The organism is Microbacterium sp. JB110 (assembly GCF_003335195.1).
Classification (GTDB): Bacteria; Actinomycetota; Actinomycetes; order Actinomycetales; family Microbacteriaceae; genus Microbacterium.
Genome location: NZ_QPGM01000011.1, coordinates 72,003 through 98,265 on the forward strand (window position 1 = coordinate 72,003; position 26,263 = coordinate 98,265).

The 26,263-nt window shown below is 68.2% G+C and carries 30 protein-coding genes and 2 pseudogenes; 22 read left to right on the forward strand and 10 right to left on the reverse strand.

Annotation, left to right across the window (positions count from 1 at the left end):
* Positions 1 to 220: 220 nt before the first annotated feature.
* From CIK77_RS16705 to CIK77_RS16720, 4 genes are all read left to right on the forward strand, one after another.
* The gene (locus tag CIK77_RS16705; RefSeq protein ID WP_087055167.1) at positions 221 to 967 is read left to right on the forward strand and encodes a 3-oxoacid CoA-transferase subunit A; all 747 of its coding nucleotides are present in this window, start codon (positions 221 to 223) and stop codon (positions 965 to 967) included.
* Positions 964 to 1,605, forward strand: coding sequence for a 3-oxoacid CoA-transferase subunit B (locus CIK77_RS16710; RefSeq protein WP_087055166.1), 642 nt, complete (start codon positions 964 to 966; stop codon positions 1,603 to 1,605). Before CIK77_RS16705 ends, CIK77_RS16710 begins: the two co-directional genes overlap by 4 nt.
* 3 nt (positions 1,606 to 1,608) lie before the next feature.
* The gene (locus CIK77_RS16715) at positions 1,609 to 2,778 is read left to right on the forward strand and encodes a thiolase family protein (RefSeq protein WP_087055165.1); all 1,170 of its coding nucleotides are present in this window, start codon (positions 1,609 to 1,611) and stop codon (positions 2,776 to 2,778) included.
* 63 nt (positions 2,779 to 2,841) lie between these two features.
* A complete protein-coding gene (locus tag CIK77_RS16720; RefSeq protein WP_212647493.1) occupies positions 2,842 to 3,603 on the forward strand; it encodes an IclR family transcriptional regulator domain-containing protein in 762 nt (253 codons plus the stop codon).
* Positions 3,604 to 3,664: 61 nt separating this feature from the next.
* On the opposite strand, the gene CIK77_RS16725 is transcribed toward CIK77_RS16720, so the two are convergent.
* The 3 genes from CIK77_RS16725 to CIK77_RS16735 are packed head-to-tail and all read right to left on the reverse strand — an operon-like array spanning position 3,665 to position 6,156.
* On the reverse strand, positions 3,665 to 4,294 hold the full coding sequence (locus CIK77_RS16725; protein ID WP_087055163.1) for a MerR family transcriptional regulator: 630 nt from the start codon (positions 4,292 to 4,294) through the stop codon (positions 3,665 to 3,667).
* A gap of 48 nt (positions 4,295 to 4,342) precedes the next feature.
* The gene (locus CIK77_RS16730; protein WP_087055162.1) at positions 4,343 to 4,963 is read right to left on the reverse strand and encodes a response regulator; all 621 of its coding nucleotides are present in this window, start codon (positions 4,961 to 4,963) and stop codon (positions 4,343 to 4,345) included.
* Entirely contained in the window at positions 4,960 to 6,156 is a 1,197-nt protein-coding gene (locus tag CIK77_RS16735; RefSeq protein ID WP_087055161.1) for a sensor histidine kinase, read from the reverse strand. The genes CIK77_RS16730 and CIK77_RS16735 overlap by 4 nt, the downstream gene beginning before the upstream one ends.
* Positions 6,157 to 6,303: 147 nt before the next feature.
* Between CIK77_RS16735 and CIK77_RS16740 the strand changes: the two genes are divergently transcribed.
* The 3 genes from CIK77_RS16740 to CIK77_RS16750 all read left to right on the forward strand — a co-directional run bounded on the left by CIK77_RS16740 (position 6,304) and on the right by CIK77_RS16750 (position 8,686).
* Complete coding sequence (locus tag CIK77_RS16740; protein WP_087055160.1) at positions 6,304 to 7,392, forward strand: ABC transporter permease; 1,089 nt, start codon at positions 6,304 to 6,306, stop codon at positions 7,390 to 7,392.
* Positions 7,392 to 8,135, forward strand: coding sequence for an ABC transporter ATP-binding protein (locus tag CIK77_RS16745; protein ID WP_087055159.1), 744 nt, complete (start codon positions 7,392 to 7,394; stop codon positions 8,133 to 8,135). Before CIK77_RS16740 ends, CIK77_RS16745 begins: the two co-directional genes overlap by 1 nt.
* A gap of 71 nt (positions 8,136 to 8,206) precedes the next feature.
* Positions 8,207 to 8,686 (forward strand): DUF4188 domain-containing protein, encoded by a 480-nt coding sequence (locus CIK77_RS16750; RefSeq protein ID WP_087055158.1) that lies wholly within the window; start codon positions 8,207 to 8,209, stop codon positions 8,684 to 8,686.
* Between the two features lie 35 nt (positions 8,687 to 8,721).
* On the opposite strand, the gene CIK77_RS16755 is transcribed toward CIK77_RS16750, so the two are convergent.
* Complete coding sequence (locus tag CIK77_RS16755) at positions 8,722 to 9,603, reverse strand: CPBP family intramembrane glutamic endopeptidase (protein WP_087055157.1); 882 nt, start codon at positions 9,601 to 9,603, stop codon at positions 8,722 to 8,724.
* A gap of 85 nt (positions 9,604 to 9,688) precedes the next feature.
* Here CIK77_RS16755 and CIK77_RS16760 point away from each other — a divergent pair, with 85 nt between their 5' ends.
* Positions 9,689 to 10,366: a GNAT family N-acetyltransferase gene (locus CIK77_RS16760; RefSeq protein ID WP_087055156.1), complete on the forward strand. Its 678-nt coding sequence runs from the start codon at positions 9,689 to 9,691 to the stop codon at positions 10,364 to 10,366.
* 112 nt (positions 10,367 to 10,478) lie between these two features.
* On the opposite strand, the gene CIK77_RS16765 is transcribed toward CIK77_RS16760, so the two are convergent.
* The gene (locus tag CIK77_RS16765; RefSeq protein ID WP_087055155.1) at positions 10,479 to 11,921 is read right to left on the reverse strand and encodes an MFS transporter; all 1,443 of its coding nucleotides are present in this window, start codon (positions 11,919 to 11,921) and stop codon (positions 10,479 to 10,481) included.
* A 211-nt stretch (positions 11,922 to 12,132) separates the two neighbouring features.
* On the opposite strand from CIK77_RS16765, the gene CIK77_RS16770 reads away from it, so the two are divergent.
* On the forward strand, positions 12,133 to 13,518 hold the full coding sequence (locus tag CIK77_RS16770) for a glycine--tRNA ligase (RefSeq protein WP_087055154.1): 1,386 nt from the start codon (positions 12,133 to 12,135) through the stop codon (positions 13,516 to 13,518).
* Between the two features lie 287 nt (positions 13,519 to 13,805).
* A complete protein-coding gene (locus tag CIK77_RS16775; RefSeq protein ID WP_087055153.1) occupies positions 13,806 to 14,222 on the forward strand; it encodes a ribosomal maturation YjgA family protein in 417 nt (138 codons plus the stop codon).
* Here the strand turns inward: CIK77_RS16775 and CIK77_RS16780 are convergent, their stop codons facing one another.
* Both CIK77_RS16780 and CIK77_RS16785 read right to left on the reverse strand, forming a co-directional pair.
* On the reverse strand, positions 14,223 to 14,648 hold the full coding sequence (locus tag CIK77_RS16780) for a DUF1801 domain-containing protein (RefSeq protein ID WP_087055152.1): 426 nt from the start codon (positions 14,646 to 14,648) through the stop codon (positions 14,223 to 14,225).
* The gene (locus CIK77_RS16785) at positions 14,645 to 15,217 is read right to left on the reverse strand and encodes an HhH-GPD-type base excision DNA repair protein (protein ID WP_087055151.1); all 573 of its coding nucleotides are present in this window, start codon (positions 15,215 to 15,217) and stop codon (positions 14,645 to 14,647) included. The genes CIK77_RS16780 and CIK77_RS16785 overlap by 4 nt, the downstream gene beginning before the upstream one ends.
* A gap of 66 nt (positions 15,218 to 15,283) precedes the next feature.
* Between CIK77_RS16785 and CIK77_RS16790 the strand changes: the two genes are divergently transcribed.
* The gene (locus CIK77_RS16790) at positions 15,284 to 15,577 is read left to right on the forward strand and encodes a nucleotidyltransferase family protein (protein WP_087055249.1); all 294 of its coding nucleotides are present in this window, start codon (positions 15,284 to 15,286) and stop codon (positions 15,575 to 15,577) included.
* A gap of 19 nt (positions 15,578 to 15,596) precedes the next feature.
* A complete protein-coding gene (locus tag CIK77_RS18380) occupies positions 15,597 to 15,920 on the forward strand; it encodes a HepT-like ribonuclease domain-containing protein (protein WP_170934145.1) in 324 nt (107 codons plus the stop codon).
* A gap of 72 nt (positions 15,921 to 15,992) precedes the next feature.
* On the opposite strand, the pseudogene CIK77_RS18385 reads toward CIK77_RS18380, so the two are convergent.
* Positions 15,993 to 16,298, reverse strand: a pseudogene (locus CIK77_RS18385) (nuclear transport factor 2 family protein); the annotation flags it as partial.
* 8 nt (positions 16,299 to 16,306) lie between these two features.
* Positions 16,307 to 16,390: pseudogene (locus tag CIK77_RS18390) on the reverse strand (HhH-GPD-type base excision DNA repair protein); the annotation flags it as partial.
* Positions 16,391 to 16,474: 84 nt separating this feature from the next.
* Between CIK77_RS18390 and CIK77_RS16810 the strand changes: the two are divergent.
* A complete protein-coding gene (locus tag CIK77_RS16810; protein WP_087055149.1) occupies positions 16,475 to 17,230 on the forward strand; it encodes a DUF2971 domain-containing protein in 756 nt (251 codons plus the stop codon).
* Between the two features lie 200 nt (positions 17,231 to 17,430).
* On the opposite strand, the gene CIK77_RS16815 is transcribed toward CIK77_RS16810, so the two are convergent.
* The gene (locus tag CIK77_RS16815) at positions 17,431 to 18,729 is read right to left on the reverse strand and encodes a glutamyl-tRNA reductase (protein ID WP_087055148.1); all 1,299 of its coding nucleotides are present in this window, start codon (positions 18,727 to 18,729) and stop codon (positions 17,431 to 17,433) included.
* A gap of 108 nt (positions 18,730 to 18,837) precedes the next feature.
* On the opposite strand from CIK77_RS16815, the gene hemE reads away from it, so the two are divergent.
* The 9 genes from hemE (at position 18,838) to hemB (ending at position 26,234) form a co-directional block, all read left to right on the forward strand.
* Positions 18,838 to 19,869 carry a uroporphyrinogen decarboxylase gene (gene hemE / locus CIK77_RS16820; RefSeq protein WP_087055147.1) on the forward strand — a complete coding sequence of 344 codons (1,032 nt, stop codon included), beginning with the start codon at positions 18,838 to 18,840 and terminating at the stop codon, positions 19,867 to 19,869.
* Complete coding sequence (locus CIK77_RS16825; RefSeq protein WP_087055146.1) at positions 19,869 to 21,449, forward strand: protoporphyrinogen/coproporphyrinogen oxidase; 1,581 nt, start codon at positions 19,869 to 19,871, stop codon at positions 21,447 to 21,449. The genes hemE and CIK77_RS16825 overlap by 1 nt, the downstream gene beginning before the upstream one ends.
* A gap of 132 nt (positions 21,450 to 21,581) precedes the next feature.
* Positions 21,582 to 21,902: a hypothetical protein gene (locus CIK77_RS16830; RefSeq protein WP_114347293.1), complete on the forward strand. Its 321-nt coding sequence runs from the start codon at positions 21,582 to 21,584 to the stop codon at positions 21,900 to 21,902.
* Positions 21,902 to 22,327, forward strand: a complete 426-nt coding sequence (locus CIK77_RS16835) for a phage holin family protein (RefSeq protein ID WP_087055144.1) — start codon at positions 21,902 to 21,904, stop codon at positions 22,325 to 22,327. Before CIK77_RS16830 ends, CIK77_RS16835 begins: the two co-directional genes overlap by 1 nt.
* The gene (locus CIK77_RS16840; protein WP_087055143.1) at positions 22,317 to 22,583 is read left to right on the forward strand and encodes a hypothetical protein; all 267 of its coding nucleotides are present in this window, start codon (positions 22,317 to 22,319) and stop codon (positions 22,581 to 22,583) included. Before CIK77_RS16835 ends, CIK77_RS16840 begins: the two co-directional genes overlap by 11 nt.
* A 102-nt stretch (positions 22,584 to 22,685) precedes the next feature.
* Positions 22,686 to 23,375: a hydrogen peroxide-dependent heme synthase gene (gene hemQ, locus CIK77_RS16845; RefSeq protein ID WP_087055142.1), complete on the forward strand. Its 690-nt coding sequence runs from the start codon at positions 22,686 to 22,688 to the stop codon at positions 23,373 to 23,375.
* Positions 23,372 to 24,367 carry a hydroxymethylbilane synthase gene (gene hemC / locus CIK77_RS16850; protein WP_087055141.1) on the forward strand — a complete coding sequence of 332 codons (996 nt, stop codon included), beginning with the start codon at positions 23,372 to 23,374 and terminating at the stop codon, positions 24,365 to 24,367. Before hemQ ends, hemC begins: the two co-directional genes overlap by 4 nt.
* A 5-nt stretch (positions 24,368 to 24,372) precedes the next feature.
* The gene (locus CIK77_RS16855; protein ID WP_087055140.1) at positions 24,373 to 25,254 is read left to right on the forward strand and encodes a uroporphyrinogen-III synthase; all 882 of its coding nucleotides are present in this window, start codon (positions 24,373 to 24,375) and stop codon (positions 25,252 to 25,254) included.
* Positions 25,251 to 26,234: a porphobilinogen synthase gene (gene hemB / locus CIK77_RS16860; RefSeq protein WP_087055139.1), complete on the forward strand. Its 984-nt coding sequence runs from the start codon at positions 25,251 to 25,253 to the stop codon at positions 26,232 to 26,234. The genes CIK77_RS16855 and hemB overlap by 4 nt, the downstream gene beginning before the upstream one ends.
* The last annotated feature ends 29 nt before the right edge of the window (positions 26,235 to 26,263 follow it).

Genomic DNA, 26,263 nt, shown 5'->3' on the forward strand with positions numbered 1-26,263 from the left:
CACTTCGAGAGTAGTGCGGCGGCGGCGCCGGCGTGCTCCGGATGTCGTTGCATGACGGGCGCACGCGTCGTCGAGGGCCGGGCGTTCGGCGCTGTCGAAGCACTGCGCGGGGGTTCCGCTCGAGGGCGAGGTGCGGTAAAGTATGCGCAGAGCGAACGTACGTTCGCACAGCGAACACGTCGACAGGGCAGTCGTGTCGACCAGAGCCACAGGAGGCCGGATGATCGACAAGACCGTCGCGGGCGTCGCAGACGCCGTGGCAGGCATCGAAGACGGCGCGACCGTCATGATCGGCGGATTCGGCAGGGCGGGTCAGCCCGTCGAGCTCATCGACGCGCTGATCGAGCAGGGTGCGGGCGACCTGACCATCGTGAGCAACAACGCGGGCAACGGCGACACCGGCATCGCCGCGCTGCTGGCCAAGAAGCGGGTGCGCAAGGTGATCTGCTCGTTCCCGCGCCAGAGCGACTCATGGGTGTTCGACGGCCTCTACCGCGCAGGGGAGGTCGAGCTCGAGCTGGTGCCGCAGGGCAACCTCGCCGAGCGCATCCGCGCCGCCGGTGCAGGCATCGGCGCCTTCTTCACGCCGACAGGGGTCGGCACGCAGCTCGCCGATGGCAAGGAGCAGCGTCGAATCGACGGTCGCGAGTACGTGCTCGAGTACCCGATCCGCGCCGATATCGCCCTGTTCAGCGCGCTCAAGGGCGACCGCTGGGGCAACCTCGTCTTCCGCGAGACCGCGCGCAACTTCGGCCCGATCATGGCCACGGCCGCGACCGTCGCTGTCGCGCAGGTCGACGAGATCGTCGACCTCGGCTCGCTCGATCCGGAGTCCGTGGTCACACCAGGCATCTTCGTGGACCGCGTCGTCGCCGTGGGCGAGCGGCGCTGGCTGGATGACGGCGCCTTCGTCGGGGGCGTCACGCTCGAGGGAGAACCGCTCGTCGCCGGGGAGGAATCGAAATGACCACGCGAATCGACCGCAACCAGCTCGCCGCGCGCATCGCGGCCGACATTCCAGAGGGCGCCTACGTGAACCTCGGCATCGGAGCGCCGACCCTCGTCGCCAACGCGCTCCCGGAGGGGCAGGAGATCATCCTGCACACCGAGAACGGCATGCTCGGCATGGGCGCGAAGCCCGCAGAGGGGCAGATCGATCCGGATCTGATCAATGCGGGCAAACAGCCCGTCACCGCCCTTCCCGGGGCGGCGTACTTCCACCACGCCGATTCATTCGGCATGATGCGCGGAGGACACCTCGACGTGTGCGTGCTCGGTGCGTTCCAGGTGGCGCAGAACGGCGACCTCGCCAACTGGTCGACGGGCGCTCCCGACGCGATCCCGGCCGTGGGCGGGGCGATGGACCTCGCCATCGGCGCGAAGCAGGTCTTCGTGATGACCGATCTGCTCACCAAGCAGGGTGCGTCGAAGCTCGTCGAGACCTGCGCCTACCCGCTCACGGGAGTCGGATGCGTCACGCGCGTCTACACCGACCACGGCGTCTTCGACACCTCACCCGACGGCTTCCGAGTGCGCGAGTTGTTCGGCGACAACACCATCGCTGAGATCGCAGAACTCACCGGTCTCAGCCTGAAGGAGGCGTGAACCATGACCGCAAGCTTCGTCTACGACGCGGTGCGCACACCATTCGGTCGCGCGGCAGGCGCCCTCAGCGGCGTGCGTCCTGATGATCTGGCCGCCGTCGTCATGAAGGCATCCGTCGAGCGCACGGGCCTCGACCCGGCCAGGATCGACGACGTCATCTTCGGCGACGCGAACCAGGCGGGGGAGGACAACCGCAACGTTGCGCGCTTCGGTGCGCTGCTGGCGGGCTTTCCGACATCCGTCACCGGCGTCACCGTGAACCGACTGTGCGCATCGTCGCTGGAGGCCGTGTTCCAGGGTTCAAGGGCGATCGAATCCGGCGACGCCGATGTCATCCTCGCCGGCGGCGTGGAGTCGATGAGCCGTGCGCCCTTCATCGTCGAGAAGTCGCCGAAGCCGTGGCCGGCCGTCGGCAACCAGACGATGTGGAACACGTCGATCGGGTGGCGCATGGTCAACAAGCAGCTGCCGACGCACTGGACCATCTCGAACGGCGAGTCCGCCGAGAAGATCGCCCGCGAGTGGGGCGTTTCGCGCGAGGCGCAGGACGAGTTCGCCGTGCGCAGTCACCGCCTCGCCGCCGAGGCATGGGCATCCGGGGTCTACGACGACGAGATCGTGCAGGTTCCCGGTGTCGAACTGGCTCGCGACGAGGGCATTCGCGACGGCTCCACCGTCGAGAAGCTCGCGGGCCTCAAGCCGCTGTTCGCTGCGGACGGCTCCGTCACCGCAGGCAACTCCTCGTCGATCAACGACGGTGCCTCGGCTGTGCTCGTCGGAGGTGAGGGCGCTCTGCCCGGAGAGCCGCTCGCCCGCATCGCCGGCCGCGGCTGGCACGGCGTCGATCCGGATGATTTCCCGATCGCCCCGATCGAGGCGGCGAACAAGGCGCTGGCGCGCGCAGGGAAGACGTGGGCAGATGTCGACGTCGTCGAACTGAACGAGGCGTTCTCGTCGCAGTCGCTCGCCTGTGTCGCCGGATGGCCCGATCTCGACCCGGAGAAGGTCAACATCCACGGCGGTGCGCTCGCCATCGGCCATCCTCTCGGCGCATCGGGCGGCCGTGTGGTCGGCCACGCGGCGCACGAGCTCAAGCGCCGTGGCGGAGGCGTCGCCGTCGCCGCCCTCTGCATCGGGGTGGGGCAGGGGCTCGCCGTCGTCCTGGAGAGGTGACTCCCGCGCCCGTGCTCGCTGCGGCATCAGCACGGGAGGATGCGCCGACGTGAAAGGATCCGGATGATGGACACCGAATCGCGCGACTTCGTGCAGTCGCTGGCGCGCGGGCTGCAGGTCATCCGGGCCTTCGACGCCGATCATCCGTCGCTCACGCTCACCGAGGTCGCCGAGCGTGCCGGCATTCCACGGGCGGCGGCGCGCCGCTTCCTGCACACGCTCGAGACGCTGGGGTACGTGCGGGCGCGGGCACGGGACTTCTCGCTGACTCCGCGCGTGCTCGAGCTCGGGTTCAGCTATCTCTCCGCGCTGTCACTGCCCGAGATCGTGCAGCCGCACCTCGAGCGGCTCTCGCATCGCGTCGACGAGAGCGTGTCGGCAGCCGTGCTCGACGGTGACCATATCGTCTACGTCGCCCGCGTGCCGACACGGCGGATCATGAGCGTCGGCATCACCATCGGCACACGTTTCCCCGCGCACGCGACCAGCATGGGGCGCGTGCTGCTGGCGTCGCTGGCCGTCGGCGAGCGTGTGCCGTCGGGTCCGCTCATCTCACCGGCGACGGGGGAGCGCATCGACGAAGGCGCGCTCGAAGCGTCCGTCGCGCAGGCGGCGCTGGACGGCTACGCGATCGTCGACGGCGAGCTGGAGCCGGGCGTGCGCTCCGTCGCCGCGCCGGTCCGCGGACGCGACGGCCGCGTGGTCGCCGCGGTCAACGTGTCGACCGCGAAGACGCGCGTGCCGCTCGATGCGCTGCGTGAGAGGATCCTGCCTGCCCTGCGGGAGGCGACGCACACCATCGACGCCGAACTGCGACACGTCTGATCTCCGGCATCTGCCGCTGGCATCCGCGAGTCCGTGGCGCCAGGTGAACTGGCCGCGCTGATCAGATATCCGGCGTCGGATTCTGCGGCGGGGCCTGACCGAACCGCTCGGCCGAGGCGTGCTGCTCCGCCAAGCGGCGCAGCACGAGGATGAGAGGTTCGGTGAGGATGGAGCCGAGCACCGCGTACCGCAGCGCCGCGGAGGGGGTGGTCGGCATCGCCTCGATCTCGGCGTCACCGATCCGCTCCGCTGCGGCGATGTAGCTGTCCATGACGAGGTCGGGGACGGTGAAGCCTGCGTCCTCGAGCGCATCCAGCGCGCGCGCGAGCTGGGCGATCTCCGGGCTGGACGGGTCGATGCGCCATCCGGAGCGCTCGACGAGTGCCAGCGCCGCCGACGCGTCGACGTCCTCGACGGCACCGTACGTCGCCATCTGCGCCGTCCCCAGCGCGCGGAACATGTCGTCCCCCGGGTCATCGATGACGCTGAGCACCTCGCGTGCCTGCGAGATGGAGAGATTCCCCGGGCCGAGCAGCGCCCGCACGAGCCGCAGGCGCGCCACGTGCTCCTCGCCGTACTGAGCCTGCGTCGTCGACGTGAGTTCGCCAGGCGGCACGAGCCCCTCGCGCAGGTAGTACTTCGCGGTCGCCGTCGTGACACCGCCGCGGCGGGCGAGTTCGGAAATGCGCATGGAGCCCCTCTCGATATCGGAGAGTATCACTATCCAATACGGTGGCCGCTATCTCAGCACTCCCGCGTCGCGGGCGGCAGCCACCGCGGCCGTGCGTGACGACACGTCCAGCTTGGAGAAGACGTGCACAAGGTGCGACTTCACCGTGGCTTCGCTGATGTGCAGTCGCTGAGCGATCAGACCGTTCGAAGCGCCGTCGGCGACAAGCCGAAGCACATCGGTCTCACGTGAGCTGAGGACGGGCCGGGGTGCCCGCACCCGCGCGAGCAGGCGCCCCGCGATCGCCGGGGCGAGCGCGGTCTCGCCAGCAGCGGCCGCTCGGATCGCAGCGATGAGTTCGGCGGGAGGGGTGTCCTTGAGCAGGTAGCCGCTGGCTCCGGACTCGACGGCGCCCAAGATGTCGCCATCGGTGTCGTAGTTGGTGAGCACCAGGACAGCGGGCGGTTCGGGGAGGAGGCGAATGAGGCGCGTCGCATCCGCTCCGGTCTTCTCGGTGCCGAACTGCAGATCCATGAGCACGACATCCGGTTCGAGCTCGGTGGCGAGCGCCACCGCCTCGTCAGGCGTCGCGGCCTCGCCGACGACGTCCAGGTCGGTGTCGCCGGAGAGCATGGCGCGCATTCCGGTGCGCACGACGGGGTGGTCGTCGGCAAGCACGATCCGGATCATCCTCGCCCCTCCGATTCCTGCGCGATGGCCAGCCGCGCGGTGATCGTGGTGCCGTGCTCGGGAGTCGACGCGATCTCGAGACTGCCGCTCAGCTGTTCCACGCGTTCCCGCATCGCCTGCAGTCCGAAGGAGTCCGCCCGGTGCGTGACCGTTTCGGCGCTCGATGAGACGAAACCGCGGCCATCGTCGCGCACGGCCAGACTCACCGAGTCGGGCGTTGACGTGAGGCTGATCCAGATGTGGGAGGCCTCCGCATGGCGGGTCGCATTCGAGAGAGCGCCTTGGGCCACGCGCAGCAGAGCCGTCTGAGCATCCATCGGCAGGTCGAGTTCGTCGGCGGCCACATCGACCGGCACGGAGGAGCGCTCGGACTGATCGTTCCCCAATCGGCGGAGGGCCGCTGCCAATCCGTTGTCGAGGCGGCTCGGGGTGAGCTCGCGGATGATCTGTCGCGTGTCGGCAAGGCTGTCGGCCGCCGTCTCGCGCGCCAGTCTGAGATAGCCGGCGCCGGGTTCGGCGGCATCACGTTCAGCGGCGCGCAGCAGCATCTGAATGCTCGACAGGCCCTGGGCGACGGTGTCGTGGATCTCACGTGCGAGTCGTGCGCGTTCGGCCAGAGCGCCCTGTTCCCGTTCGGACTCGGCGAGCTGCTGGCGTGTTCTGAGCAGCTCTGTCAGCAGCCGCTCCCGCTCCTCGGCCTCACGCGCAAGGGCGCGGTAGGTGAGACCGATCAGCAGCGCGACTCCGGCGCCGATGAGGGGACCGACCGCGCCTCCGGCGCTGAAGCCCGAATGCATACCGAGCGCGACGATCGAGAACCCGGTCGCGCACACGACCACGACGATGCCGCTCGCGCCAGGCAGCAGGTGGAGATAGAGGAAGAAGAGAGGGAAGACGACGTAGGCGCCCTCGGGGCTGAGCCAGACCAGCAGCGCCCAGAGCAGCGTCAGTGCGGCCGCCCAGGCGATGGCGAACCGGCGATCAGGCCTTCTCGCGCCGCCGCGTTCGCGCGCAGCCCATGCGCCGGCGACGTACACCGCCACGAACGCGATTCCTACGACGAGAGTCCATGTCGTCAGCGGTGACGACACCACGAAGGCGCGCACGACGGCGAAGACCACGAGCCCGATGAGCAGGAGATGCAGCCCGAGGCGGAGCGTGGTGAACATCGGGGCGAGGGACGTGTGCGACATGGCGATTCAAGACTAGGCGGGCGATCCCGGCAGGGCATCAATCGAAAGTTTGAGTGCGATTCCCATGGAAGAGGCGATGTGGCGAACGGGGCGCGAGACAAGGCTTGAAGGCAGTTCGTGCAGAGTGTGCGGACGGAAAGGTGAAACGTGTTCGTCGCTTGGAGAGAGCTCAGGTTCGCCCGGGGGCGGTTTCTGCTCATCGGGTCGGTCGTCGCCCTCATCACCCTGCTCGTCGGGTTCCTGTCTGGTCTCACCGGTGGCCTCGCCGCCCAGAACATCTCCTCTGTGCTGCACCTTCCGGGGGATCGGGTGGTGCTGCAGCAGCCGGAGAGCGGGTCGCCGAGCTTCGCGACGTCGTCGCTCGACGAGAGTGCCGTGGAGGCATGGCAGCAGGCAGAAGGGGCCGAATCGGTGGTGCCCATCGGCATCGCGCAATCACGTGCCTCGATCGGTGATTCGGAAGATCCGACGGGGGTGGCCCTCTTCGGTCTGCCGAAGGACGCCCCGGATGCCGCGTCGAATCCGCTGCTCGCACTTGCGCCGTCGAGCGATGACGACGTGAGTCTGTCGCAGGGCGCCGCCGAGGCGCTCGACGCGCGTGTCGGTGACACGATGACGATCATCGGCGAGGAGTTCACGATCGCATCCATCGGTGAAGATCTCTGGTACAGCCATACTCCCGTCGTCGCGATGACGCCGTCAGCATGGGGTGAGGCCAGCAAGCGCATCGGAGGCACCGGTGACGCCACTGTGCTCGCCGTCGCGGGCGATGTCGATTGGGCCGCAGCTGCGGATCGAAGCGGCACCGTCGCGGAGACTCCGCTTGCGAGCCTCACCGCGCTCGAGGCGTTCACCTCGGAGATCGGCTCGCTGGGCCTGATGATCGCGATGCTCTTCGGCATCTCCGCTCTCGTCGTCGGAGCGTTCTTCACGGTGTGGACCATGCAGCGGGCGGGAGATATCGCCGTCCTCAAAGCTCTCGGTGCCACGACCGGATCGCTTGTGCGCGACGCACTCGGGCAGGCGCTGATCGTGCTGGGCGCAGGCATCGGGGTGGGCCTTCTCGCCGTGATCGGTCTCGGCGCCCTCGCCGGCCAGGCGCTGCCATTCGTGGTGAGCGTTCTCACCACCCTCGTCCCGGCGGCCGTGATGGTCGTGCTGGGCCTCGCCGGCGCGGCCTTCGCGCTGCGATCCGTTACCAAGGCCGACCCCCTCACCGCACTCGGGAGCAACTGATGATCGAACTGCAGAACGTCACCCTCACATTCCCAGACGGGGAGCAGCGCATCACCGCTGTCGACAACGTCACCCTGCGCGGAGACAACGGCACCGTCACCGGCATCACTGGCCCGTCCGGCTCGGGGAAGTCGAGCATCTTGGCCGTCGCCGCCACGCTGATCCGCCCCGATGCCGGAGGAGTCCTCATCGGAGACGGCTCAGGCATCGTCGACGCGTCACAGCTGTCGAAGAAGGAGGCCACCGCGCTCCGGCGGGAGCGCATAGGCATCGTGTTCCAGCAGGCGAACCTGCTCCCTGCGCTCACCGTGCGGGAACAGCTGCTGGTCATGGCCGAGCTCGGCGGCTCTCGCCGTTCTCCTCGGGCGACGAGGATTCGTGAACGCGTCGACGGACTGCTCGACGCGGTCGGCCTCTCCGCCCATGCCGGCAAGCGCCCTCATCAGCTCTCGGGCGGTCAGCGTCAACGAGCAGCCATCGCGCGCGGTATGGTCCATGCGCCTGAGGTGCTGCTCGTGGACGAGCCCACGAGCGCCCTCGACCAGGAACGGGGCGCCGAGGTGATGTGTCTCATCGCCGATCTCACGCGTGATCGCGGTACGGCCACGCTGCTCGTGACGCACGACCTCGTGCACCGCGGCGCATTCGACGACCTCGTCACGATTGTGGACGGGCGGGTCGCGTCGCCCCTCGCGGACGCACCGGGAGCGCCGTTTCGGGAGCGCCTGGCGAAGTTCTCTTGACATTGGGTAGTCTCACTATCCATTATTGGATAGTGAGACTACCCAACTGACTGTCCAGAGGAGAAGCTCCCATGCGCTCGAAACCCGAACGTCTGACCCATGACTACGACGGCGAGCTCGTCGTCTTCCTGATCGGCATGCGCATCAACCGCTGGTCGCGCGTCAGGGACTGGTGGCCGACCTTCACAGCGATGCCTCCGATGATCAGAGAGCTGATGAGCGATCCGGATTCGGGCGCCGTCGGCTATCGACTGTTCGGGCTGCCCCGCACGCCCAGCGTTCTGCTCTACTGGACCAGCCTCGACAAGCTCTACGAGTACGCCTCGAACCCCGATGCGAAGCATCGTCCTGCCTGGGGTGCGTTCAACCGACGGGCTCGCACCGCGAACGGATCGGTCGGCATCTGGCACGAGACCTTCGTCGTCGAGCGCGCGGAGACGCTCTACTACGCGATGCCGCCGACCGGCCTCGGCGCGGCCACCGCACTGAAGCCGGTCACGAAGAAGCACGCCAGCGATCGCATGCACGAGGGGCGAACGGCTCCCGCATGAGTGCGTGTCGTCGCGCGAGAACCGCCTCCGCGGGGTCAGGTTCCCGCCGTGACCACGGCTCGCCGCTTCACGGCGAGGGAGAGAAGCGCGACGGCGATGGCCCACACCACCCAGCTGATGCCGGAGAAGCCCCAGTAGCTGCCATCGTCGAGTGACCCGATCGGCGTGATCAGGTTGGAGTACGCGTACTGGCCCATCATGTTCATCAGCGCGTGGGCGAACACTGCGGGCCAGACGGATGAGCCGAGGTAGCGGGCGGCGCTGATCGCGACGGCGGCGAACAGCAGATTCACCGTCGTGGTCGCCACATCGCGCAGCGGCATGGTGCCGTCGAGGTAGTACGTCAGGGTCAGCGGCAGGTGCCACAGTGCCCAGTACGCGCCGATGAGAAGCGTCGATCGCCAGAAGCCGAGAGGCGCGAGCACCGACTGGACGACGCCGCGCCAGCCCGCCTCCTCCCCGAACGTGAACACCATGAATCCGATCGCGAGCGGCAGCACGAGCAGACCAGCGCTCGCGGCCCCCTCCACCCGCGTGATGTCGACCAAGCCGGCTCCGGCGGTGACCAGGATCGTCACGAGCGGGACGCCGACGAACGTGATGACCATCAGCCCGATCGCAGCGAACATCCGGCCGACGGGGCGCACGCCGACCGCCAGCAGGCGCCGGAACCGCACGCGCTCGCCGCCCGATCCGCGTGGTCTCATCGCGAGATGCACGATCAGGACGACAGCGAAGGGCAGCCACTGTGCGGCAGGCGTCAGCACAGTGAGGATCTCGCTGTCGAGATCGGTCAGCCAGAACGGGGCGCAGATCATCAGCATGATCGCGGCCAGTGCGAGACCGCTGATCCAGAGGAATCGGGCGGCCCACGGCTCGAGCGGACCGGAGCGTGCGTAGGTGAGTGCATCGCGCATGATTCGACGCTAGCGATCGACCGGGGTCGTGGGGAGTGGGGCTATCCCGAGCGATCGGGCTCGCACGACGGATACGCTGGTGTGCATGCGTGAGATCCAAGACCTGGACACCGTCGAACTCATCCTCGAAGCACAGGGCATCTTCGATGCCATCCGCGGCACCCGTGTCATCGACGCCGGCACGATGCGTGCTCTGCAGCAGTCGGGCAACTACGTCACCGGCTACTTCGACGATGGGCGCATGGTCGGTGCATCCGTGGCCTTCTTCGGTCTCCCTGACGACCGCACGATGCACTCGCACATCACCGCACTGCTGCCGGAGTTCCGCGGCCGCGGCTGGGGGCGCGAGCTCAAGGAGCACCAGCGCCAGTGGGCGCTCTCGCGCGGCGTCGGCAACGTCACATGGACGTTCGACCCCCTTGTCGCGCGCAACGCCCGTTTCTACCTCGGCGTGCTCGGCGCCCGCGTGACCGAATACGCGGTGAACCAGTACGGCATCTTCGGCGGTGGCGACGCGGGCGACGAGAGTGACAGGCTCGACGTGAAGTGGGCGCTCGCTGATCTGGCTCCGACACCCGCAGGCGATGACGTCGAGGCCACGCTCGAGATCCCGGACGATGTCGAGCAGCTCCGCGACGCCGATCCCGTCGCCGCACACGAGTGGCGAATGAAGGTGCGCCGAGAGATGGCGGTGCTGCAAGGCCGTGGCCTGCGCATCGGCGGCTTCGACGCCGCCCGCGGCTACCTCTTCGTGCGCGCCTGACGCCGCGCCCCGCCCCACCCACCTCGCGGTAACTCTTCATTTCTGGCACATCTCCGGTGGTGTGCCCACCCGGAGATGTGCCAGAAATGAAGACTTGTAGCGTGAGGCGGAGTCAGGTGTGGCCTGGCATGGAGGGGTGAGCCTCCTGCGAGGGCGCGCGGGGGATCAGCAGTGACAGGATCACGGCCCCGACGCCGACGATCGCGCCGATCCAGAAGCAGGTGACGAACGCCTCGGGCGTGGGGACGGACCTGCCGTCGAGATCGACGGCCATCGCGGCGAGCACGGCGGCCATCACAGTCGATGCGCTCGATGTGCCGAGCGAGCGGGCGAGTGCATTGATGCCGTTCGAGACGCCCGTCTCCTCCGCGGGCACCGAGCGCATGATCATCATCGGCATCGCGGCGAAGCTCAAACCGATGCCGACGCCGACGATGAGGTTGGCGATGAACAGATGCCAGATCGAGCTCGACCAGATCAGCAGCACGATGTATGACACGGTGACGGCCGCCGTCCCCGCCGACAGCATGATGCGCGGGCCGACGGTGCGTTCGAGCCATCCGGACAGCGGCGAGATGATCATCATGATGAGCCCCGCCGGCATCACGAGCAGTGCGGTCTCGAACACGCCGAGGCCGAATCCCGCCCCGCTTTCGACGGGGAGCTCGAGCATCTGCGGCAGCAGCACGTTGCTGCCGAACAGGGCGAATCCCATGCAGATCGACGCGAGGTTCGTGAACAGCACGGCGGGGCGTGCGGCGACGCGCAGATCGATGAGGGGCTCGCGCGTGCGCAGCTGGTACCTGCCCCACACGAGCAGCACCGCGATGCCGCCGAGGCCGCTCAGCAGCGTGGCTGGCGACAGCCAGCCCCACTCGGCGCCGCGCGAGACGGCGAGCAGGATGCCGGAGAGGCCGACGGTGAGCCCGATCATGCCGATCGCGTCGAAGCGGCCGAGCGAGCGCAACGTGCTCTGGGGCACGATGAGGAACACGAGCAGGAACGCGACGACGCCGAGCCCGGATGAGACCCAGAACAGGGCGTGCCAGTCGAAGTGCTCGACGATGAAGGCGCTGACCGGCATGCCGAGCGAGCCGCCGACGCCCATCGTCGCGCTCATCAGCGCGACGGCGGTGCCGAGGCGCCCGGGCGGGAGCACGTCGCGCATGATCGCGATGCCGAGCGGCACGACACCGGTCGTGAGACCCTGCAGGCCGCGGCCGACGATGATCCAGGCGATGTTCGGTGACAGTGCGGCGACGACCGACCCGAGGATGAGCGCCCCGATCAGGGCGAGCACGACAGTCCGTTTGCCGTACATGTCACCGAGTCGACCAGAGATGGGGGTGGCGCATGCGGCGACGAGCAGCGTGATCGTCACAACCCACGCCGTGTCCTCACGGGGCGCGTCGAGCAGCCGAGGCAGTTCGGACTGGATCGGAACCACCAGCGTGAACATGTAGGCAGAAGCCATGCCGGTGAAGGCGAGTGCGAAGACGATGAGCCACTTGGGTACGGAGTGAGTGAGACGGTGTCTGTCGTCATTGCCACTCATTCGTTTCACATTACCTCTGCCGTGAGGTACCCGGCGCCGGCATCCGGGAAGCGGGAGGCGGGCACGTGCGCTTCCGGTGTCGATCTTTCGTCGTTGTTGCGCACCGGTTCTCGGGCGGAGAGCACGCCCAGCCCGCGCAAGTAGGATGAGGAACCGTGCGCGTGTGAGGATTCCGCGCGCGATCCGCACCCCAGCGACCATAGGAGCCACCGTGGCCGAACAGTCCCGCCTCGATAAGGTCATCGCCCTCGCCCGCCACCGCGGGTTCGTGTTCCAAGCGGGTGAGATCTACGGCGGTTCCCGGTCGGCCTGGGACTACGGTCCTCTCGGCACGGAGCTGAAGGAGAACATCCGGCGCCAGTGGTGGCAGACCTTCGTGCGCGGCCGCGGTGACATGGTGGGCCTCGACTCGTCGATCATCCTGCCCAGCAAGGTCTGGGAGGCATCCGGCCACGTCGCCACGTTCACCGACCCGCTGGTCGAGTGCCTGCAGTGCCACAAGCGACACCGCGAGGACCATCTGATCGAGGCGTTCGAGCAGAAGAAGGGCCGTCAGCCGGAGAACGGGATGGCCGACATCGTCTGCCCCGACTGCGGCACCCGCGGTAGATGGACCGAGCCCCGTTCGTTCTCCGGCCTGATCAAGAGCTACCTCGGCGTCGTCGACGACGAATCGGGTCTGTACTACCTGCGCCCCGAGACAGCGCAGGGCATCTTCACCAACTTCGCCAACGTGGTCACCGCCGCGCGCAAGAAGCCTCCGTTCGGCATCGGTCAGGTCGGCAAGGCGTTCCGCAACGAGATCACGCCTGGCAACTTCATCTTCCGCACCCGCGAGTTCGAGCAGATGGAGATCGAATTCTTCGTCGCACCGGATGAGGCTGCCGAATGGTTCGATCACTGGGTCGAAGCGTGCTGGAACTGGTTCGTCGACCTCGGCGTGACGCCTGACAACATGCGCCGCTTCGACGTTCCGGACGGCGAACGCGCGCACTACTCGGACCGCACCATCGACTTCGAGTACGACTTCGGCTTCCCAGGCAAGGGCTGGGGCGAGCTGATGGGCGTCGCCAACCGCACAGACTTCGACCTGAAGAACCACATCGAGCAGTCCGGCGCCAACCTGTCGTTCTTCGATCAGGCGTCAGGCGAGAAGTACGTGCCGTACGTGATCGAACCGTCCTTCGGGCTCACCCGTTCGATGATGGCGTTCCTCGTCGACGCGTACGCGGAGGAGGAAGTGCCGAACGCGAAGGGCGGCACCGACACCCGCACGGTGCTCAAGCTCGACCCGCGCCTCGCGCCCAACAAGGTCGCCGTGCTGCCGCTGAGTCGCAACGAGAGGCTCTCGCCTCTGGCGCGCAAGGTGGCAGAAGACCTGCGCGCATCGTGGAACGTCGACTTCGACGACGCCGGCGCCATCGGACGTCGCTACCGCCGCCAGGACGAGATCGGCACGCCGCTGTGCGTCACGGTCGACTTCGACTCGCTCGACGACGATGCCGTCACGGTGCGCGATCGCGACACGATGAGCCAGGAGCGGGTCTCGCTCGACGGGCTCTACGGCTACCTGGCTGAGCGCCTGCGCGGCGCATAGGCGAGCGCCACTCCTGCGAACGACGAGGCAGGAGCCGTCTCTCGTCGGGGATGAATCACCATCAGCGCACGGGCCGGTAGGTCGTGTGCGTCACGTGCAGGTGCGATCATCCAGTCGTGCAGCCAGGTATCTATCGTCGGTGTCGCCGAACGGCGCCTCCTCGATCCGAGCGCCGCAGAATGGTGATGATCCCACGGTGCCGGGGCCGTCGGCGCTGTCACGGGTCGCCTCAGTCGGCACCGATCTTCCTGAGCGCGTCGCCCGCATGCGTCGCGTAGCCTCGCCGCATGCGTCGCTTCCTACTCGCCTTCGCCGCCTTCTGCGTGCTCGCGGCCGGTCTCGCGGTCCACGCCCTCGCGCCCGACGGTTTCGTCAGCGACGCGTCGGGCGATGCGCTCTATGCCGTTCTGATCTACCTGCTCGTGGCGTTCGTCGTGCCGCGCTGGCCCGTGTGGGCATCCGGGGCGGCCGCGTTGGCGTGGTGCACGGCGATCGAGTTCTTCCAGCTCACGGGCCTCCCGGAGCAGTGGGGTGCGACGTCTCGGCTGTTCACGCTCGTCTTCGGCACGGTGTTCTCGTGGTGGGACATCGTGATGTACGCCGCAGGAATCGTGCTCGTCGTCGTGATCGACTCGATCATCCGGATGGTCGGACGGGCGAAGCGGCGGAGTGCGGGCCGGGTCGCTTCGCGCGTGGAGCGATGATCAGTCGGCGACGGTGATCGTCGCGTACTCGGAGCCGCCGGCTTCGGTCCACGCGAGTGAGCGCTCGAGGATGCCTCGGAGCACGTCGAGATCGACCTGCGTCAGATCCTTCAGATAGAGACAGCCCACGCCGGTCGTGTGCGCGCCGAGTCGTGCCAGCGCCTCGGCGTGTGCGTCGACGCCGTCGAGCAGGTAGATCGTGGTCGCCGTCTTGCGCGGCGCGAAGCACAGCAGGGGCGACTCGCCCTCGTTGCCGGTCGGATAGCGGTAGCGGCACGATCCGAATCCGATGATCGTGCCCCACTCCTCGGGCTCGCGACCGGTGATGTCGCGCAGGAGTGCGATGAGCGCCTCCGCGTCCCGCCGCCTCGCCGCGGGGGTGGCGCGTGCGATCAGCCCTGTGACATCTGAGCCGGTGCGCTTCACTTCTGCGCCTTCGCTGCGGCCTTCATCGCCTTCTTGGTCTCGCGCACCTTCGCCAGCGACTCAGGGCTGACGATGTCCGCGACCGAGCGGAACGCGCCGTCCTCGCCGTACGGGGCGGACGCCTCGTGCCATCCGGAGCCTGCATACCCGTACTGCTTGCCGAGCAGCGCGAGGAAGATCTTCGCCTTCTGCTCGCCGAAGCCTGGCAGCGCCTTCAGTCGCTTCAGCACCTCGCGGCCGTCCGGATCGCCCGAGGTCCACAGCGCAGCGGCATCGCCGCCCCATTCGTCCACGATCCTCTGACAGAGGGTCTGCACGCGCCCCGCCATCGAGCCGGGGAAGCGGTGCACCGCCGGCGTCTGCCGGAACGCCTCGACCAAGGCCTCGGGGTCGTAGCCCGCGATCGTCTCCGCGTCGACGGAACCGATCCGCTCGTGCAGCTTGCGGGGCCCCGCGAACGCGGTCTCCATCGCGACCTGCTGGTCGAGCAGCATCCCCACCAGCAGCGCGAGGGGGTTGTCGGTGAGGAGAGCGTCGGCGGCGGTGTCTCCGGTGATGTGAAGGGCCATGAGGCTATCTTCTCGCGATTCGGTCGGATCAAGCCAGGCGCATGCATGACCACGTACCATGTTCGCATGGGCGGGATCACCTTCGACGCGGATCGGCTCCGCGAGATCGGCGAGCGCTACGGCGTCGCGCGATTGGAGGTGTTCGGTTCGGTTGGTCGAGGGGACCAGCACGGTGACAGCGATCTCGACCTGCTGTACGAACTCAAACCCGGAACTCGATTGGGGTTCGCCTTCTTCGAACTCGAGGACGAACTGACGGAGCTGTTCGGACGTCCCGTGGATCTCGTCGCACGCGACGCCGTGAACGAGCACATCCGTCCGCAGATCCTTCACGACGCTCGGCTGTTCTATGCGGCGTGAGCTTCTTCTCCTTCGGGAGATGATCGACGCCGTAGAGCGGATCCGCCAAGTTGTCGGAGATCTCGATGCCGAATCACTCCGTGATGATGACCTCCGCACGGAGTCGGTGCTGTGGAACTTCACGGTTCTCGGCGAAGCCGCGGCGCAGATGCCGGGAGACGTGAAGGAGCGTCATCCGGACGTCGGCTGGGCCCAACCCACGTGCCTGCGGAATCGGATCGTGCATGGATACTGGAGTGTCGACGTGAGGCTCCTTCACGACGTGGCGACGCACGATCTCGCCGAACTGGTCGATCAACTCTCGGCCGTGCTGGAAGCAGCCGAGTCCGGTTCCGACGTCTAGCGCGTGATTACGTGCTGAGATGTTCGTGAAGCATGAGCCCTCGGCCATCCCTGCGCACGACCACGTTCGTTCCGCGCCCTCCGATCGCGGTGATCCGTCCACGCGACCCGACCAGTGGAACGCGTAGCGGAGGACCACCAGACCTGAATCTTCGCCGACGACCTCGATATCAGCGATCGAGTAGGTCTCGTCCTGAATCGTCTCGAAGGTCTCGCCGATGGCGGCCAAGACCGCGGCGCGTCCAGTGTAGGAGCCATTCGAGAACCAGTAGGTCGCATCCTCCGCGATGAGCGGAGCGAGTTGCCCGAGATCATGACTGTTCGTGCGGCGCTCATACTCGCGCATGACGTCGAGTGCCGTGGAACCATCCCTGCCCATGGCTAGCGCACCTGCTGATCGAGCAGCATGCCGATCAGCAGGGTGAGCAGGTCGTCGGCGGCAGGATCATCGGTGATGTGCAGCGCAGGCATAGCTCCATCTTGCCGGGACTGTGATTTTGGGCGAGCCGTGCTCCGGAGGACTGCAGCGGAGGCCACCTTCTATAACCTTGCCGCATGACAGTCGAGACGTGGTGGCACTACACAGATGCAAGCGGATTGCTCGGCGTCCTCCGGAACCGGCAACTGTGGGCTTCTTCGCTCGGATACCTCAACGATGCGAGCGAGATCGCGTTTGGCCTTGAATCGCTCGAGGAGGCGCTAGAAGACCTTGCGAAGGATTCTTCATCGAGGCGTGACGATATCTGGCCCAGCAACATTCCTCTCGAGCGCTCATCAGTGGACGTCTACGCTGTCAGTTTCAGCACGGAGGGAGACCAGCTCAGCCAGTGGCGTGGGTACGCTGGCGGCACCGGGTATGCGCTCGGCTTCAAAATGGACGCACTTGTGTCCGTAGGCATGAAACCGGGTGAGCCTTCCCTGGAGCCGTTCTTGGTGAGGTACGGGCAGGAGGCGAAGCAGTTCCTTCGTCATGAGCTCGAGTTGAGAGCGCTCGGCAACCACGGACGACTCACTGAGGCCGATGCGGGATATCTCTTGCGCAACCTCCCGCGTTACAAGCATGGCTCGTTTGCGGAGGAGAGCGAGTGGCGTCTAACCATCATCGACGCCGATCCCGACACGGTCGACGTTCGCGCTCGAGGGGGGCGACTCCTCCCGTACGTTCCCGTTGCCATCCCACGGTCTGCGCTGACGCACGTCCGGGTTGGACCTGGTGCGGACGCGGCGGACGTCGCCGCAGTGGAGTTGATGCTAGCGCGAATCGGTTGGCCCAACGTGGCAGTCGACCGGAGTGCGAGCCCCTACCGCTAAGCTCACCGCCGAATGGCAGCGACCTGCTGGTCGAGCACGCCAGCCGGTCGCAGTGCCTTCGCGACGGAGAGTGACGACTACGACCTACGTAGGCCTGGCGCGAGACAGGCGTCGAGGTGTACCCGTGGCTAACGGGCCTGCTGTTCGAGCAGCATCACCACCAGCAGGGCGAGGGATTGTCGGTGACCAGCTGGTCCGCCTCAGGCCGAAGCCGTGTGCCCGAACGGGCACTGCGCGGGGCCGTCGACCTCCGCCGGGCGGTCGGCCTCAGCGGCCGGGCGGGCGTCGATGCCGAACAGTGTCTCAAGTGCGTCGAAGACCTCGTCGGCCCTCCCGGATGCCGCCAAGTCCCTGGCGCGCGAGGTCGGCTCGTGCAGCAGCACGCCGACCATGTGGCGCAGGGCCTGCTCGGTGCGTTCGGTGTCGCCGCGGCCCTTCCCGCGTGCGATCTCCGATTCCATCAGCGAGAAGACGTGCTTTCGCAGCGCCACGATCGCCGGCGACGCGCTCTGCTCGCGCCCGACGACGCCGAACTTCGTGGCGGCGTCGCGCACCATGCGGCGGGCGTCGTCGTGCGCCTGCAGCTCCTCGAGCGGGGCGTGCAGTCGGATCGTCTCGAGGTCGAGCAGTGTCAGCGAATCGATCTCTGCGACATCCGGATCGACGTTGCGGGGCAGGCCGAGGTCGATCACGAAACCACCAGACGTGCGGCCGCCGCGACGCAGCAGGTCGGCAGTGATCACCGGCTGCTCGCGCGAGGTGCAGGTGACGACGAGGTCGGCATCGGCGGCGGCAGCGGCGAGCCCCGAGTCGTCGACCCAGTCGATGTCGTACTTCAGCGCGAAGCGTTCGCCGCGGCCGGTGGGAGAGTGCACAGTGATGTCGGTGACGCCCTGATCGCGCAGTGCGGCAACCGTTGCTGCGGCATAGGCGCCGGTGCCGACGAGCAGGGTGCGCTGAGCGGTCCAGTCGCTCACGCGGCTGTCGGCGAGCTCGAGAGCGAGCCGCACGAGTGAGCGCCCGGCGCGCCCGATCGCTGTGGCGTTCTTGACGCCCTTCTGGGTCTCGGTGGCGCGCCGGAACAGCCGCTCCAGCTCCGGTGACGTCGCGCCGGCCTCATGCGCCTCATCTCGGGCCCGGCGCACCTGGCCGGCGATCTCACCCTCGCCGATGACGACCGATTCGAGGCCGGAGGCGACGGAGAACAGGTGCTCGGCGACGCGGCCTGCCGAGAGCACCTCGTAGGAATCCGCGAGGGCATCCGCGCTCACGCCGGTGCCCTGCTCGATGGCGTCGAGTGCCGCGTCGATGCCGCCGCTCATGTCGCCGTCTGCGACGTCGAGGTACGCCTCGAAGCGGTTGCAGGTGGCGAGCACGATCGCGCCGTTGACGCCGTCGGCGTCGGTGATGCGGGGGGAGATGGGGTCGCCCGGTGCAGACAGCCTCTCGAGCAGATCGAAGGGGGCGGTCTTGTGACTCGCAGTCAGGCACAGCAGCACAGAAGAGATTCTACAGCCCATCGAACTGCAGTTCTGAATGATTCCAGAGAAGCGAGGGCGGTCCGAGAAACACAGCACTCTCGAGGCACGGGCTGGAACAATGACGGCATGGCTTCTCCTGACGCGCCGCTGCTGCGGGCACTCAACGGCGACCGACCCGAGCGCACTCCGGTGTGGTTCATGCGGCAGGCGGGAAGATCGCTGCCCGAGTACCGGGAGCTGCGCGTCGGCACCCGCATGCTCGACGCGTGCCTCACTCCGGACCTCGCCGCCGAGATCACGCTGCAACCCGTGCGCCGCCACGGCGTCGATGCAGGCATCTTCTTCAGCGACATCGTGGTGCCGCTGCGCCTCGCAGGCGTCGAGGTCGAGATCGAGCCGGGCCGCGGCCCCGTCTTCGCCTCCCCCGTGCGCACGGCAGCCGACGTCGACCGACTCACGTCGATCGATCCGGATGTCGTCGCCCAGTCGGCAGGGCCCATCAAGGAGGCCATCCGGCACGTCACCCACGAGCTCGGCGACGTGCCGCTGATCGGCTTCGCCGGCGCACCGTTCACGCTCGCGGCCTACCTCGTCGAGGGCGGCCCGTCGAAGGAGCACATGCGCGCCCGCGCCATGATGGCAGGCGACCCCGCTTCATGGAACCGGCTGGCCGGATGGCTCGCGCAGGTCTCGCACGCCTTCCTCGGCGCTCAGATCGAGGCGGGCGCATCCGTCGTGCAGCTGTTCGACTCCTGGGCCGGGTCGCTCTCGCCTGCGGCGTACCGCGAGTTCATCGCCCCGCACTCGACAGCGGCGCTCGCAGGGCACGACGTACCCGTGATCCACTTCGGCGTCGGCACGGGGCCGTTCCTCGACGACATGCGCCTCGGCGGCGTCGCCGACGCGGTCGGCGCCGACTGGCGGATGCCGCTCGACGAGGCGGCAGGCATCGTCGGAGACGCTGTGACGCTGCAGGGCAACATCGACCCGGCGATGCTGCAGGCACCCTGGCCGATGCTCGAGGCGCACGTGCGCGACGTGCTGAACCGCGGCGAAGCCGCACGGGCGCACATCGTGAACCTGGGCCACGGCGTTCCGCCGGAGACGGATCCGGATGTGCTGACCCGCATCGTCGAACTGGTGCACGAGGCGCAGTGATGGCGGAGCGCACGGCACCCGCCGGCGAAACCGACCTCGCAGAGCTGCGTCGGCGCGCGGCCGGCATCCGCGTCGCCGTGATCGGTGCCGGCGCGGCCGGTCTCGTCGCTGCCAGGGAGCTCGCCGGCGTCGGCTTCGCGGTCGACGTGTACGAGGCAGCGGACACCCCAGGCGGCGCCGTGCGCACCGCTGAGGTCGCAGGAGTCCGCCTCGACCTCGGCGCCGAGAGCTTCGCCACCCGCGGCGGGCACGTGCGTGCGCTCATCGACGAGCTCGGCTTGGGCGGCGACGTCGTCGAACCCGGTACGGGCGCCGGCGGCGCGTGGCTGGCTGGGCTCCCCGGCGGCAGGACGGCGCCGCTCCCGAAGGGCGGCATTCTGGGCATCCCCGCCACGCCCTTCACCGCAGACGTGCGGCGCATCATCGGCTGGGGCGGCGCGTGGCGCGCATACCTCGTTGACACGTTCAAGCCCGTCCTCACGATCGGCCATGCCGCCAGCCTCGGAAAACTGGTGCGATCGCGCCTCGGCGGCGCGATCGCCGACCGACTGGTCGCCCCCGTTACCAGTGGGGTGTACTCCGCGGACCCCGACGACATCGATCCGGAAGTCGCCGCTCCCGGTCTCGGCGCTGCCATCACGAAGATGGGCAGGCTGTTCAGCGCTGTCGACCGGCTTCAGCGCGAGCGGCGCGAGGTCGCCAAGGCTCCCGGCTCGGCGGTGCAGGGAATCACTGGCGGCATGGGGCGCCTCATCGACGCGCTCGTCGACGACCTCGCCACCCACAGCGTCACCTTCCGCACCGCGACTCAGGTCGAACGGCTCGAACACGATGGCGCATGGCGGGTGGTGACGAACGCAGTCGCACGCGAACACCCGGACGCTGCCCCGCTCGATCCGGATGCGGTCGATCTCGACGCACCGGAAGGCGCCGACGACAGAGACGACGAAACGGATGATCCGGCGTACGACGCCGTCTTCGTCGCGACCGACGAGGGCACGGCGCGGCGGCTGCTCGCTCCGCACGTCGAGGGCCTCGCGCCAGCACCGTCGCACGACGGCCCCTCTGTCGCGGTCGCGACGCTCGTGCTCGACGCGCCTCAGCTCGATGCGGCCCCGCGCGGCACGGGAGTGCTCACGGTGCCCGGTTCGTTCCGTGCCAAGGCGCTCACCCACGTCACCGCGAAATGGGCGTGGGTCGGCGACGCGCTCGGGGGGAGCCGTCACGTGGTGCGAGTGTCGTTCGGCGCGCAGGGCGAGGCGCCCGCCACAGACGAGCTCTCCGAGGACGAGGCGGCGCAGCTCGCACTGGAGCAGGCTTCGGCCATGCTCGGAGCGGAGCTCGCGCGGGAGCAGCTCGTCGACATCCGGATCGAGCGCTTTGCGCAGTCGCAGCCTGCCGCCACGATCGGGCGCCGTTCGGCCGTCGAGGCTGCTCGCAGCAGCGTCATAGCGGTGGACGGCCTCGGCGTCGCCGGCGCGTGGGTCGCGGGCACGGGGCTGGCGCAGGTCGTTCCGGATGCCGTGGCAGAGGCAGATCGCCTCCGTCACGCCGTGCTGTGGCGGGGAGACGACTCGTAGGGCGCATCCTCGATGCGCATTCCCACGGGTGTGCGCCATTCGGCACAAGAGATATTCCGTCGAAGGAATGCGGCGCCAGTGCTGTGCGGCTATCGTGGGACGAGACTCGACCGGACGACGTGAGGAGACCCCATGCGGGGGAAAGTGGGACTCGTGATCGGCCTCGGCGTGGGGTACGTGCTGGGCACACGTGCTGGGCGTCAGCGCTACGAACAGATCAAGACCGGCGCACAGAAGGTGTGGAACCTCGACCCTGTTCAGGAGCAGGTGGGCAAGGCCAAGGACTTCGCGGCGTCCAGCGCCATGAAGCTTCCGCGCGTTGCGTGGGATGCCGTCGCGAAGGTTGCCAAGACCGCGGCGAATCAAGGATCGACGCCGGGTGAGAAGCTCGACGCCACGATTGAGAAGACCAAGGAGTCCGCCAGCGATATCAAGAAAGCCGCGACGGACTGATGGCCCGCGAGAAGAAGAAGGGTTCGCCGGTCCGCGATCGCAACGATGACGGGCTCTTCACCCTCATCGGTGACGTGCCCGGCCTGGTCAAGAACCTGCTGGTCGCCGAGTGGAACTCACTGAAGGTCTACCTCGGCAAGCTGATCAAGCACGGCAGCTGGACGGCCATCCTGGCCATCGCCGCGCTGTTCTTCCTCTTCTGGACGATCCCGGCGTTCCTCACGTTCCTGATCATCCTGCTGGACCTCTGGCTGCCGCTGTGGGCCGCAGCGCTCATCGTGCTCGGCATCGGGGTGGTCTTCATTGCGATCTGCGGCCTGTGGGCGTGGATCGGGCACATCAGGAAGATCCAGAAACTGGAGAGCCCCGGTCAGGCGGCGAAGACCGACGCCGGCATCGTGAAGGAGTTCGCGGATGAGTTCTGAGTCGAAGACGGTCGTTCCGAGCGGCATCACCGACCCCGTCGAGCGGGCGCGCGTCGAGCTGAAGGCCGCGCTCGCCGCAATCGAGAGCAAGGCGAACTTCCCGGCCCGCGCGGCCGAGGCCACGGGTCGCAGAGCCGACGAGGCGCGCAGGTTCGCCCGCCGTGAGCCCGTCGCCGCAGCGATCGTCGCCGCAGGCGTCGCTGTGGGCATCGGCACGGCGGTGTGGGGCGTGGCGAAGCTCATCGCCAAGAGATGATCGACGTGCCTGAGCGCGGGTGATGACGACGAGATCCGGATGGGCCGCTGCGGCCCATCCGGATCTTTTCGCCTGAGCGGGCGTCGGTGGGACAATGAACCCATGGCCGAGACTTCTCCTGAATCCCCTGCGACGAGCAGCGACAACTTCAGCCTGTTCGTCGTGTGGCGTCGCAACCCCGATCAGCCCGTTCGGGAGACCGACGAGACCGAGCTGGAGAACATCGTCACGTTCCTCGCAGAGCGGGGCGTCACAGTGCGCGGCTTCTACGACGTGTCTGGTCTGCGCGCCGACGCCGACCTGATGGTCTGGCTGCACGGCCCCGTCGCCGAAGACCTGCAGCGCGCCGTGCGCCGCCTGCGCCGAACCGAGCTGCTGCGCCCGCTGCTGCCGACCTGGAACGCGATGTCGGTGCACCGCGACGCTGAGTTCAACAAGTCCCACGTGCCAGGCTATCTGCGCGGCATCGCGCCGAAGGGGTGGCTGACCGTCTATCCGTTCGTGCGCAGCCACGAGTGGTACCTGCTGCCGGACGACGAGCGTCGCGCGATGCTCGCGGACCACGGGCGCAAGGGTGCGGCCTTCAAGGGCGTCACGGCCAACACGATGGCGGCCTTCGCGCTCGGCGACTACGAGTGGATGCTGCCGATGGAGGCCGACGAGCTCACCGACCTGGTCGACATGATGCGCGACCTGCGCTACACCGACGCCCGCCGGCATGTGAGGGAGGAGACGCCGTTCTACACGGGGCGGCGGATTCCGATCGCAGAGATCCCGGAGACCCTGCAGTGACAGACGCCATCCGACTCGGCACTCGCCGCAGCAACCTCGCGATGGCGCAGTCGGGCATCGTGGCGAGGGAGCTGGAGCGCACGTCGGGGAGGCCTGTCGAACTCGTGCCGATCACCAGCGAGGGCGACACGAATCGCGCGTCGCTGGCGAGCATGGGCGGCACGGGAGTGTTCGCGACTCGCCTGCGAGAGGCGCTGCTCGCCGATCGCTGCGATCTGCTCGTGCACTCGCTGAAGGATCTCCCGACGGCACAGCCGCCTGGTCTGGTCATAGCCGCGACACCGAAGCGCGTCGACCCCCGCGACGTGATCATCACGCGTGACGGCACCCCTCTCGAGGAACTGCCCCATGGCAGCACCGTCGGCACCGGATCGCCGCGAAGGATGGCGCAGGTGCGCAGGGCCAACACCGGCGTCGAGGTCCGCGACCTGCGCGGCAACGTCGAATCGCGCATGGCGCGCGTGCGCGACGGCGAGCTCGACGCGATCGTGCTCGCCGCGGCGGGGCTCGGTCGGCTCGGCGCGGAGATCGATCTGCACGTCGCGGCGCGGGACCTCGTCGCGTGGCCGACGGCCGCAGGTCAGGGCGTGCTCGCAGTGGAGATCCGTGACGATGCGGAAGAGGCGCTCCGTGACGCGGTCGAGCCGCTCACCGACCCGGTCACCGCGTTCGGTCAGGCCGTCGAGCGTCACGCGCTCGGCGGGATCGAGGCGGGCTGCCACGCACCGGTCGGCATCCACGCGTTCGTCGCGGGAGACGAGGTGCGCGTGCGCGCCGACGTGTACGCGCCGCACGCCGACGGCGACGTCACCCTCGATGAAGCCTGGACGCTCTCGCCTGGCGTTTTTTCAGGTGAAGGGTATAGTCGGGTCTCAGGCAGCGACGCAGCTACCGCCGGCGCGTCCGAGCGCGCACGCGACATCGGAAGCGATGTCGCACGTCGGCTGCTCGTTGAAGGGGCGGCCGGCCTGGTAGCCGACAACCCTTCCTGAATCACATGAGCAACAAGAATCCCTCCAAGCCCTCGAAACCGCTCACCGGCTGGCGTGTGCTGGTCCCCAGAGGCGGCCCGTGGGGCGACAGCGTCGCAGCGACGCTGCGCAGCAAAGGCGCAGTGCCCGTGGTTGCGCCGCTGATCAACTTCGCCTCCACAGACGACACAGACACGCTCGAACAGTCGCTCCGCGATCTCGCCGCAGGCCAGTTCGACTGGCTCACCGTCACGAGCGCGACGACGGTCGACGTGCTGTACTCGTACCAGGCGACCATCCCGCCCTCGACGAAGGTGGCTGCGGTCGGCGAGACGACAGCGGCGGCGCTCAAGGCCGTCGGCTACCCGGTCGATCTCGTTCCCGATCGTGACAACTCCGCCGCAGGCATGGCGCGTCAGCTGAACGACGTCGAGCCGTCGCCGCGCAGGATTCTCTCGCTGCGCAGCGAGATCGCCAAGCCGGTGCTCTCGACGTCGCTGAAGAAGGCGGGGCACGACGTGCGCAGCGTCATCGCCTACCGCACTGTCGGCGTCCCCGCGATCGACAAGGTCGTCAGGGATGTCACGAGCGGGCGCATCAACGCCATCCTCGTCACCAGCGGATCCGTCGCCGAGCAGGTGCGCGAGCAGTTCCCCGACATCGCCGACACCACGCTGCTCGCGGCGATCGGTCCGCGCACAGCGCGCGATGCCGAGCGCGTGAGTCTTCCGATCCGAGTCGTCGCCCCGACGCAGACGATCGATTCTCTGATCGAGACGCTCAGCGGCATCGAGCTGCCAGTGCCGTCCGCGGAAGCCCTCGCGGTTCCGCCGACCGAGGAGGTCACGGTGCAGGACACTCAGTCGGTGCCGGTCTCGCCCCTCGGGAAGGCAGGGGGAGCGCGGTGAGCTTCCCCACTCATCGCCCGCGTCGTGGGCGCCAGTCGCCAGCCGTGCGCCGGATGATGCGGGAGACGCACCTCGTGCCGTCGCAGCTCGTGCTGCCCATGTTCGTGCGCGAGGGCATCGACGAGCCGAGCCCGATCTCGTCCATGCCGGGCGCGCAGCAGCACACGATGGATTCGCTGCGCCGTGCCGTGAACGAGGCGGCGGAAGCGGGCGTGAGCGGCGTGATGCTGTTCGGCGTTCCCGCCGTGCGCGACGCGACAGGCTCTGCGGCGGACGATCCGGACGGCATTCTCAACGCGGCGACCAGGGCGGTCGCCGCGGAGGTGGGCGACGAGCTCGTGGTGCAGACCGATCTGTGCCTCGATGAGTTCACCGACCACGGCCACTGCGGCGTGCTCACGCCATCCGGTGCCGTCGACAACGACCAGACGCTGGAGCGCTACGCATCGACGGCGCTCGCGCAGGCAAGAGCGGGCTCGCAGCTGCTCGGACTCAGCGGCATGATGGACGGCCAGACCCGTGTCGTGCGTGAGTCGCTGGACGAGGCGGGTTTCACCGACACGATGATCATGGCCTACTCGGCCAAGTACGCCGGCGCCTTCTACGGGCCGTTCCGCGAGGCGGTCGACTCGCAGCTGACCGGCGACCGCAAGACGTACCAGATGGACCCGGCCAACGCGCGCGAGGGCGTGCGCGAGGCGATCCTCGACGTCGAAGAAGGCGCGGACGCCGTCATGGTCAAGCCCGGCCTGCCCTACCTCGACGTGCTCGCCGAGGTGCGCGCGAGCGTCGACGTGCCGGTGTGGGCCTACCAGGTCTCCGGCGAGTACTCGATGGTCGAGGCGGCTGCGGCCAACGGCTGGCTGGACCGGCGGGCGACGATCATGGATTCGCTCACGGCGTTCCGCCGCGCGGGGGCTGACACGATCCTCACCTACTGGGCCGTCGAGGCCGCAGGCTGGATCCGCGAGGGGCTGTAGGCCGCAGGCGAAGACTCAGGCGACGAGCT

Excerpts from the sequence above, each read along its gene's own strand:
- CIK77_RS16705 (WP_087055167.1), top strand. The coding sequence starts at position 221 with ATGATCGACAAGACCGTCGCGGGCGTCGCAGACGCCGTGGCAGGCATC.
- CIK77_RS16710 (WP_087055166.1), top strand. The coding sequence starts at position 964 with ATGACCACGCGAATCGACCGCAACCAGCTCGCCGCGCGCATCGCGGCC.
- CIK77_RS16715 (WP_087055165.1), top strand. The coding sequence starts at position 1,609 with ATGACCGCAAGCTTCGTCTACGACGCGGTGCGCACACCATTCGGTCGC.
- CIK77_RS16720 (WP_212647493.1), top strand. The coding sequence starts at position 2,842 with ATGATGGACACCGAATCGCGCGACTTCGTGCAGTCGCTGGCGCGCGGG.
- CIK77_RS16725 (WP_087055163.1), bottom strand. The coding sequence starts at position 4,294 with ATGCGCATTTCCGAACTCGCCCGCCGCGGCGGTGTCACGACGGCGACC.
- CIK77_RS16730 (WP_087055162.1), bottom strand. The coding sequence starts at position 4,963 with ATGATCCGGATCGTGCTTGCCGACGACCACCCCGTCGTGCGCACCGGA.
- CIK77_RS16735 (WP_087055161.1), bottom strand. The coding sequence starts at position 6,156 with ATGTCGCACACGTCCCTCGCCCCGATGTTCACCACGCTCCGCCTCGGG.
- CIK77_RS16745 (WP_087055159.1), top strand. The coding sequence starts at position 7,392 with ATGATCGAACTGCAGAACGTCACCCTCACATTCCCAGACGGGGAGCAG.
- CIK77_RS16750 (WP_087055158.1), top strand. The coding sequence starts at position 8,207 with ATGCGCTCGAAACCCGAACGTCTGACCCATGACTACGACGGCGAGCTC.
- CIK77_RS16755 (WP_087055157.1), bottom strand. The coding sequence starts at position 9,603 with ATGCGCGATGCACTCACCTACGCACGCTCCGGTCCGCTCGAGCCGTGG.
- CIK77_RS16760 (WP_087055156.1), top strand. The coding sequence starts at position 9,689 with ATGCGTGAGATCCAAGACCTGGACACCGTCGAACTCATCCTCGAAGCA.
- CIK77_RS16765 (WP_087055155.1), bottom strand. The coding sequence starts at position 11,921 with ATGAGTGGCAATGACGACAGACACCGTCTCACTCACTCCGTACCCAAG.
- CIK77_RS16775 (WP_087055153.1), top strand. The coding sequence starts at position 13,806 with ATGCGTCGCTTCCTACTCGCCTTCGCCGCCTTCTGCGTGCTCGCGGCC.
- CIK77_RS16785 (WP_087055151.1), bottom strand. The coding sequence starts at position 15,217 with ATGGCCCTTCACATCACCGGAGACACCGCCGCCGACGCTCTCCTCACC.
- CIK77_RS16790 (WP_087055249.1), top strand. The coding sequence starts at position 15,284 with ATGGGCGGGATCACCTTCGACGCGGATCGGCTCCGCGAGATCGGCGAG.
- CIK77_RS18380 (WP_170934145.1), top strand. The coding sequence starts at position 15,597 with ATGATCGACGCCGTAGAGCGGATCCGCCAAGTTGTCGGAGATCTCGAT.
- CIK77_RS16810 (WP_087055149.1), top strand. The coding sequence starts at position 16,475 with ATGACAGTCGAGACGTGGTGGCACTACACAGATGCAAGCGGATTGCTC.
- hemE (WP_087055147.1), top strand. The coding sequence starts at position 18,838 with ATGGCTTCTCCTGACGCGCCGCTGCTGCGGGCACTCAACGGCGACCGA.
- CIK77_RS16825 (WP_087055146.1), top strand. The coding sequence starts at position 19,869 with ATGGCGGAGCGCACGGCACCCGCCGGCGAAACCGACCTCGCAGAGCTG.
- CIK77_RS16830 (WP_114347293.1), top strand. The coding sequence starts at position 21,582 with ATGCGGGGGAAAGTGGGACTCGTGATCGGCCTCGGCGTGGGGTACGTG.
- CIK77_RS16835 (WP_087055144.1), top strand. The coding sequence starts at position 21,902 with ATGGCCCGCGAGAAGAAGAAGGGTTCGCCGGTCCGCGATCGCAACGAT.
- CIK77_RS16840 (WP_087055143.1), top strand. The coding sequence starts at position 22,317 with ATGAGTTCTGAGTCGAAGACGGTCGTTCCGAGCGGCATCACCGACCCC.
- hemQ (WP_087055142.1), top strand. The coding sequence starts at position 22,686 with ATGGCCGAGACTTCTCCTGAATCCCCTGCGACGAGCAGCGACAACTTC.
- CIK77_RS16855 (WP_087055140.1), top strand. The coding sequence starts at position 24,373 with ATGAGCAACAAGAATCCCTCCAAGCCCTCGAAACCGCTCACCGGCTGG.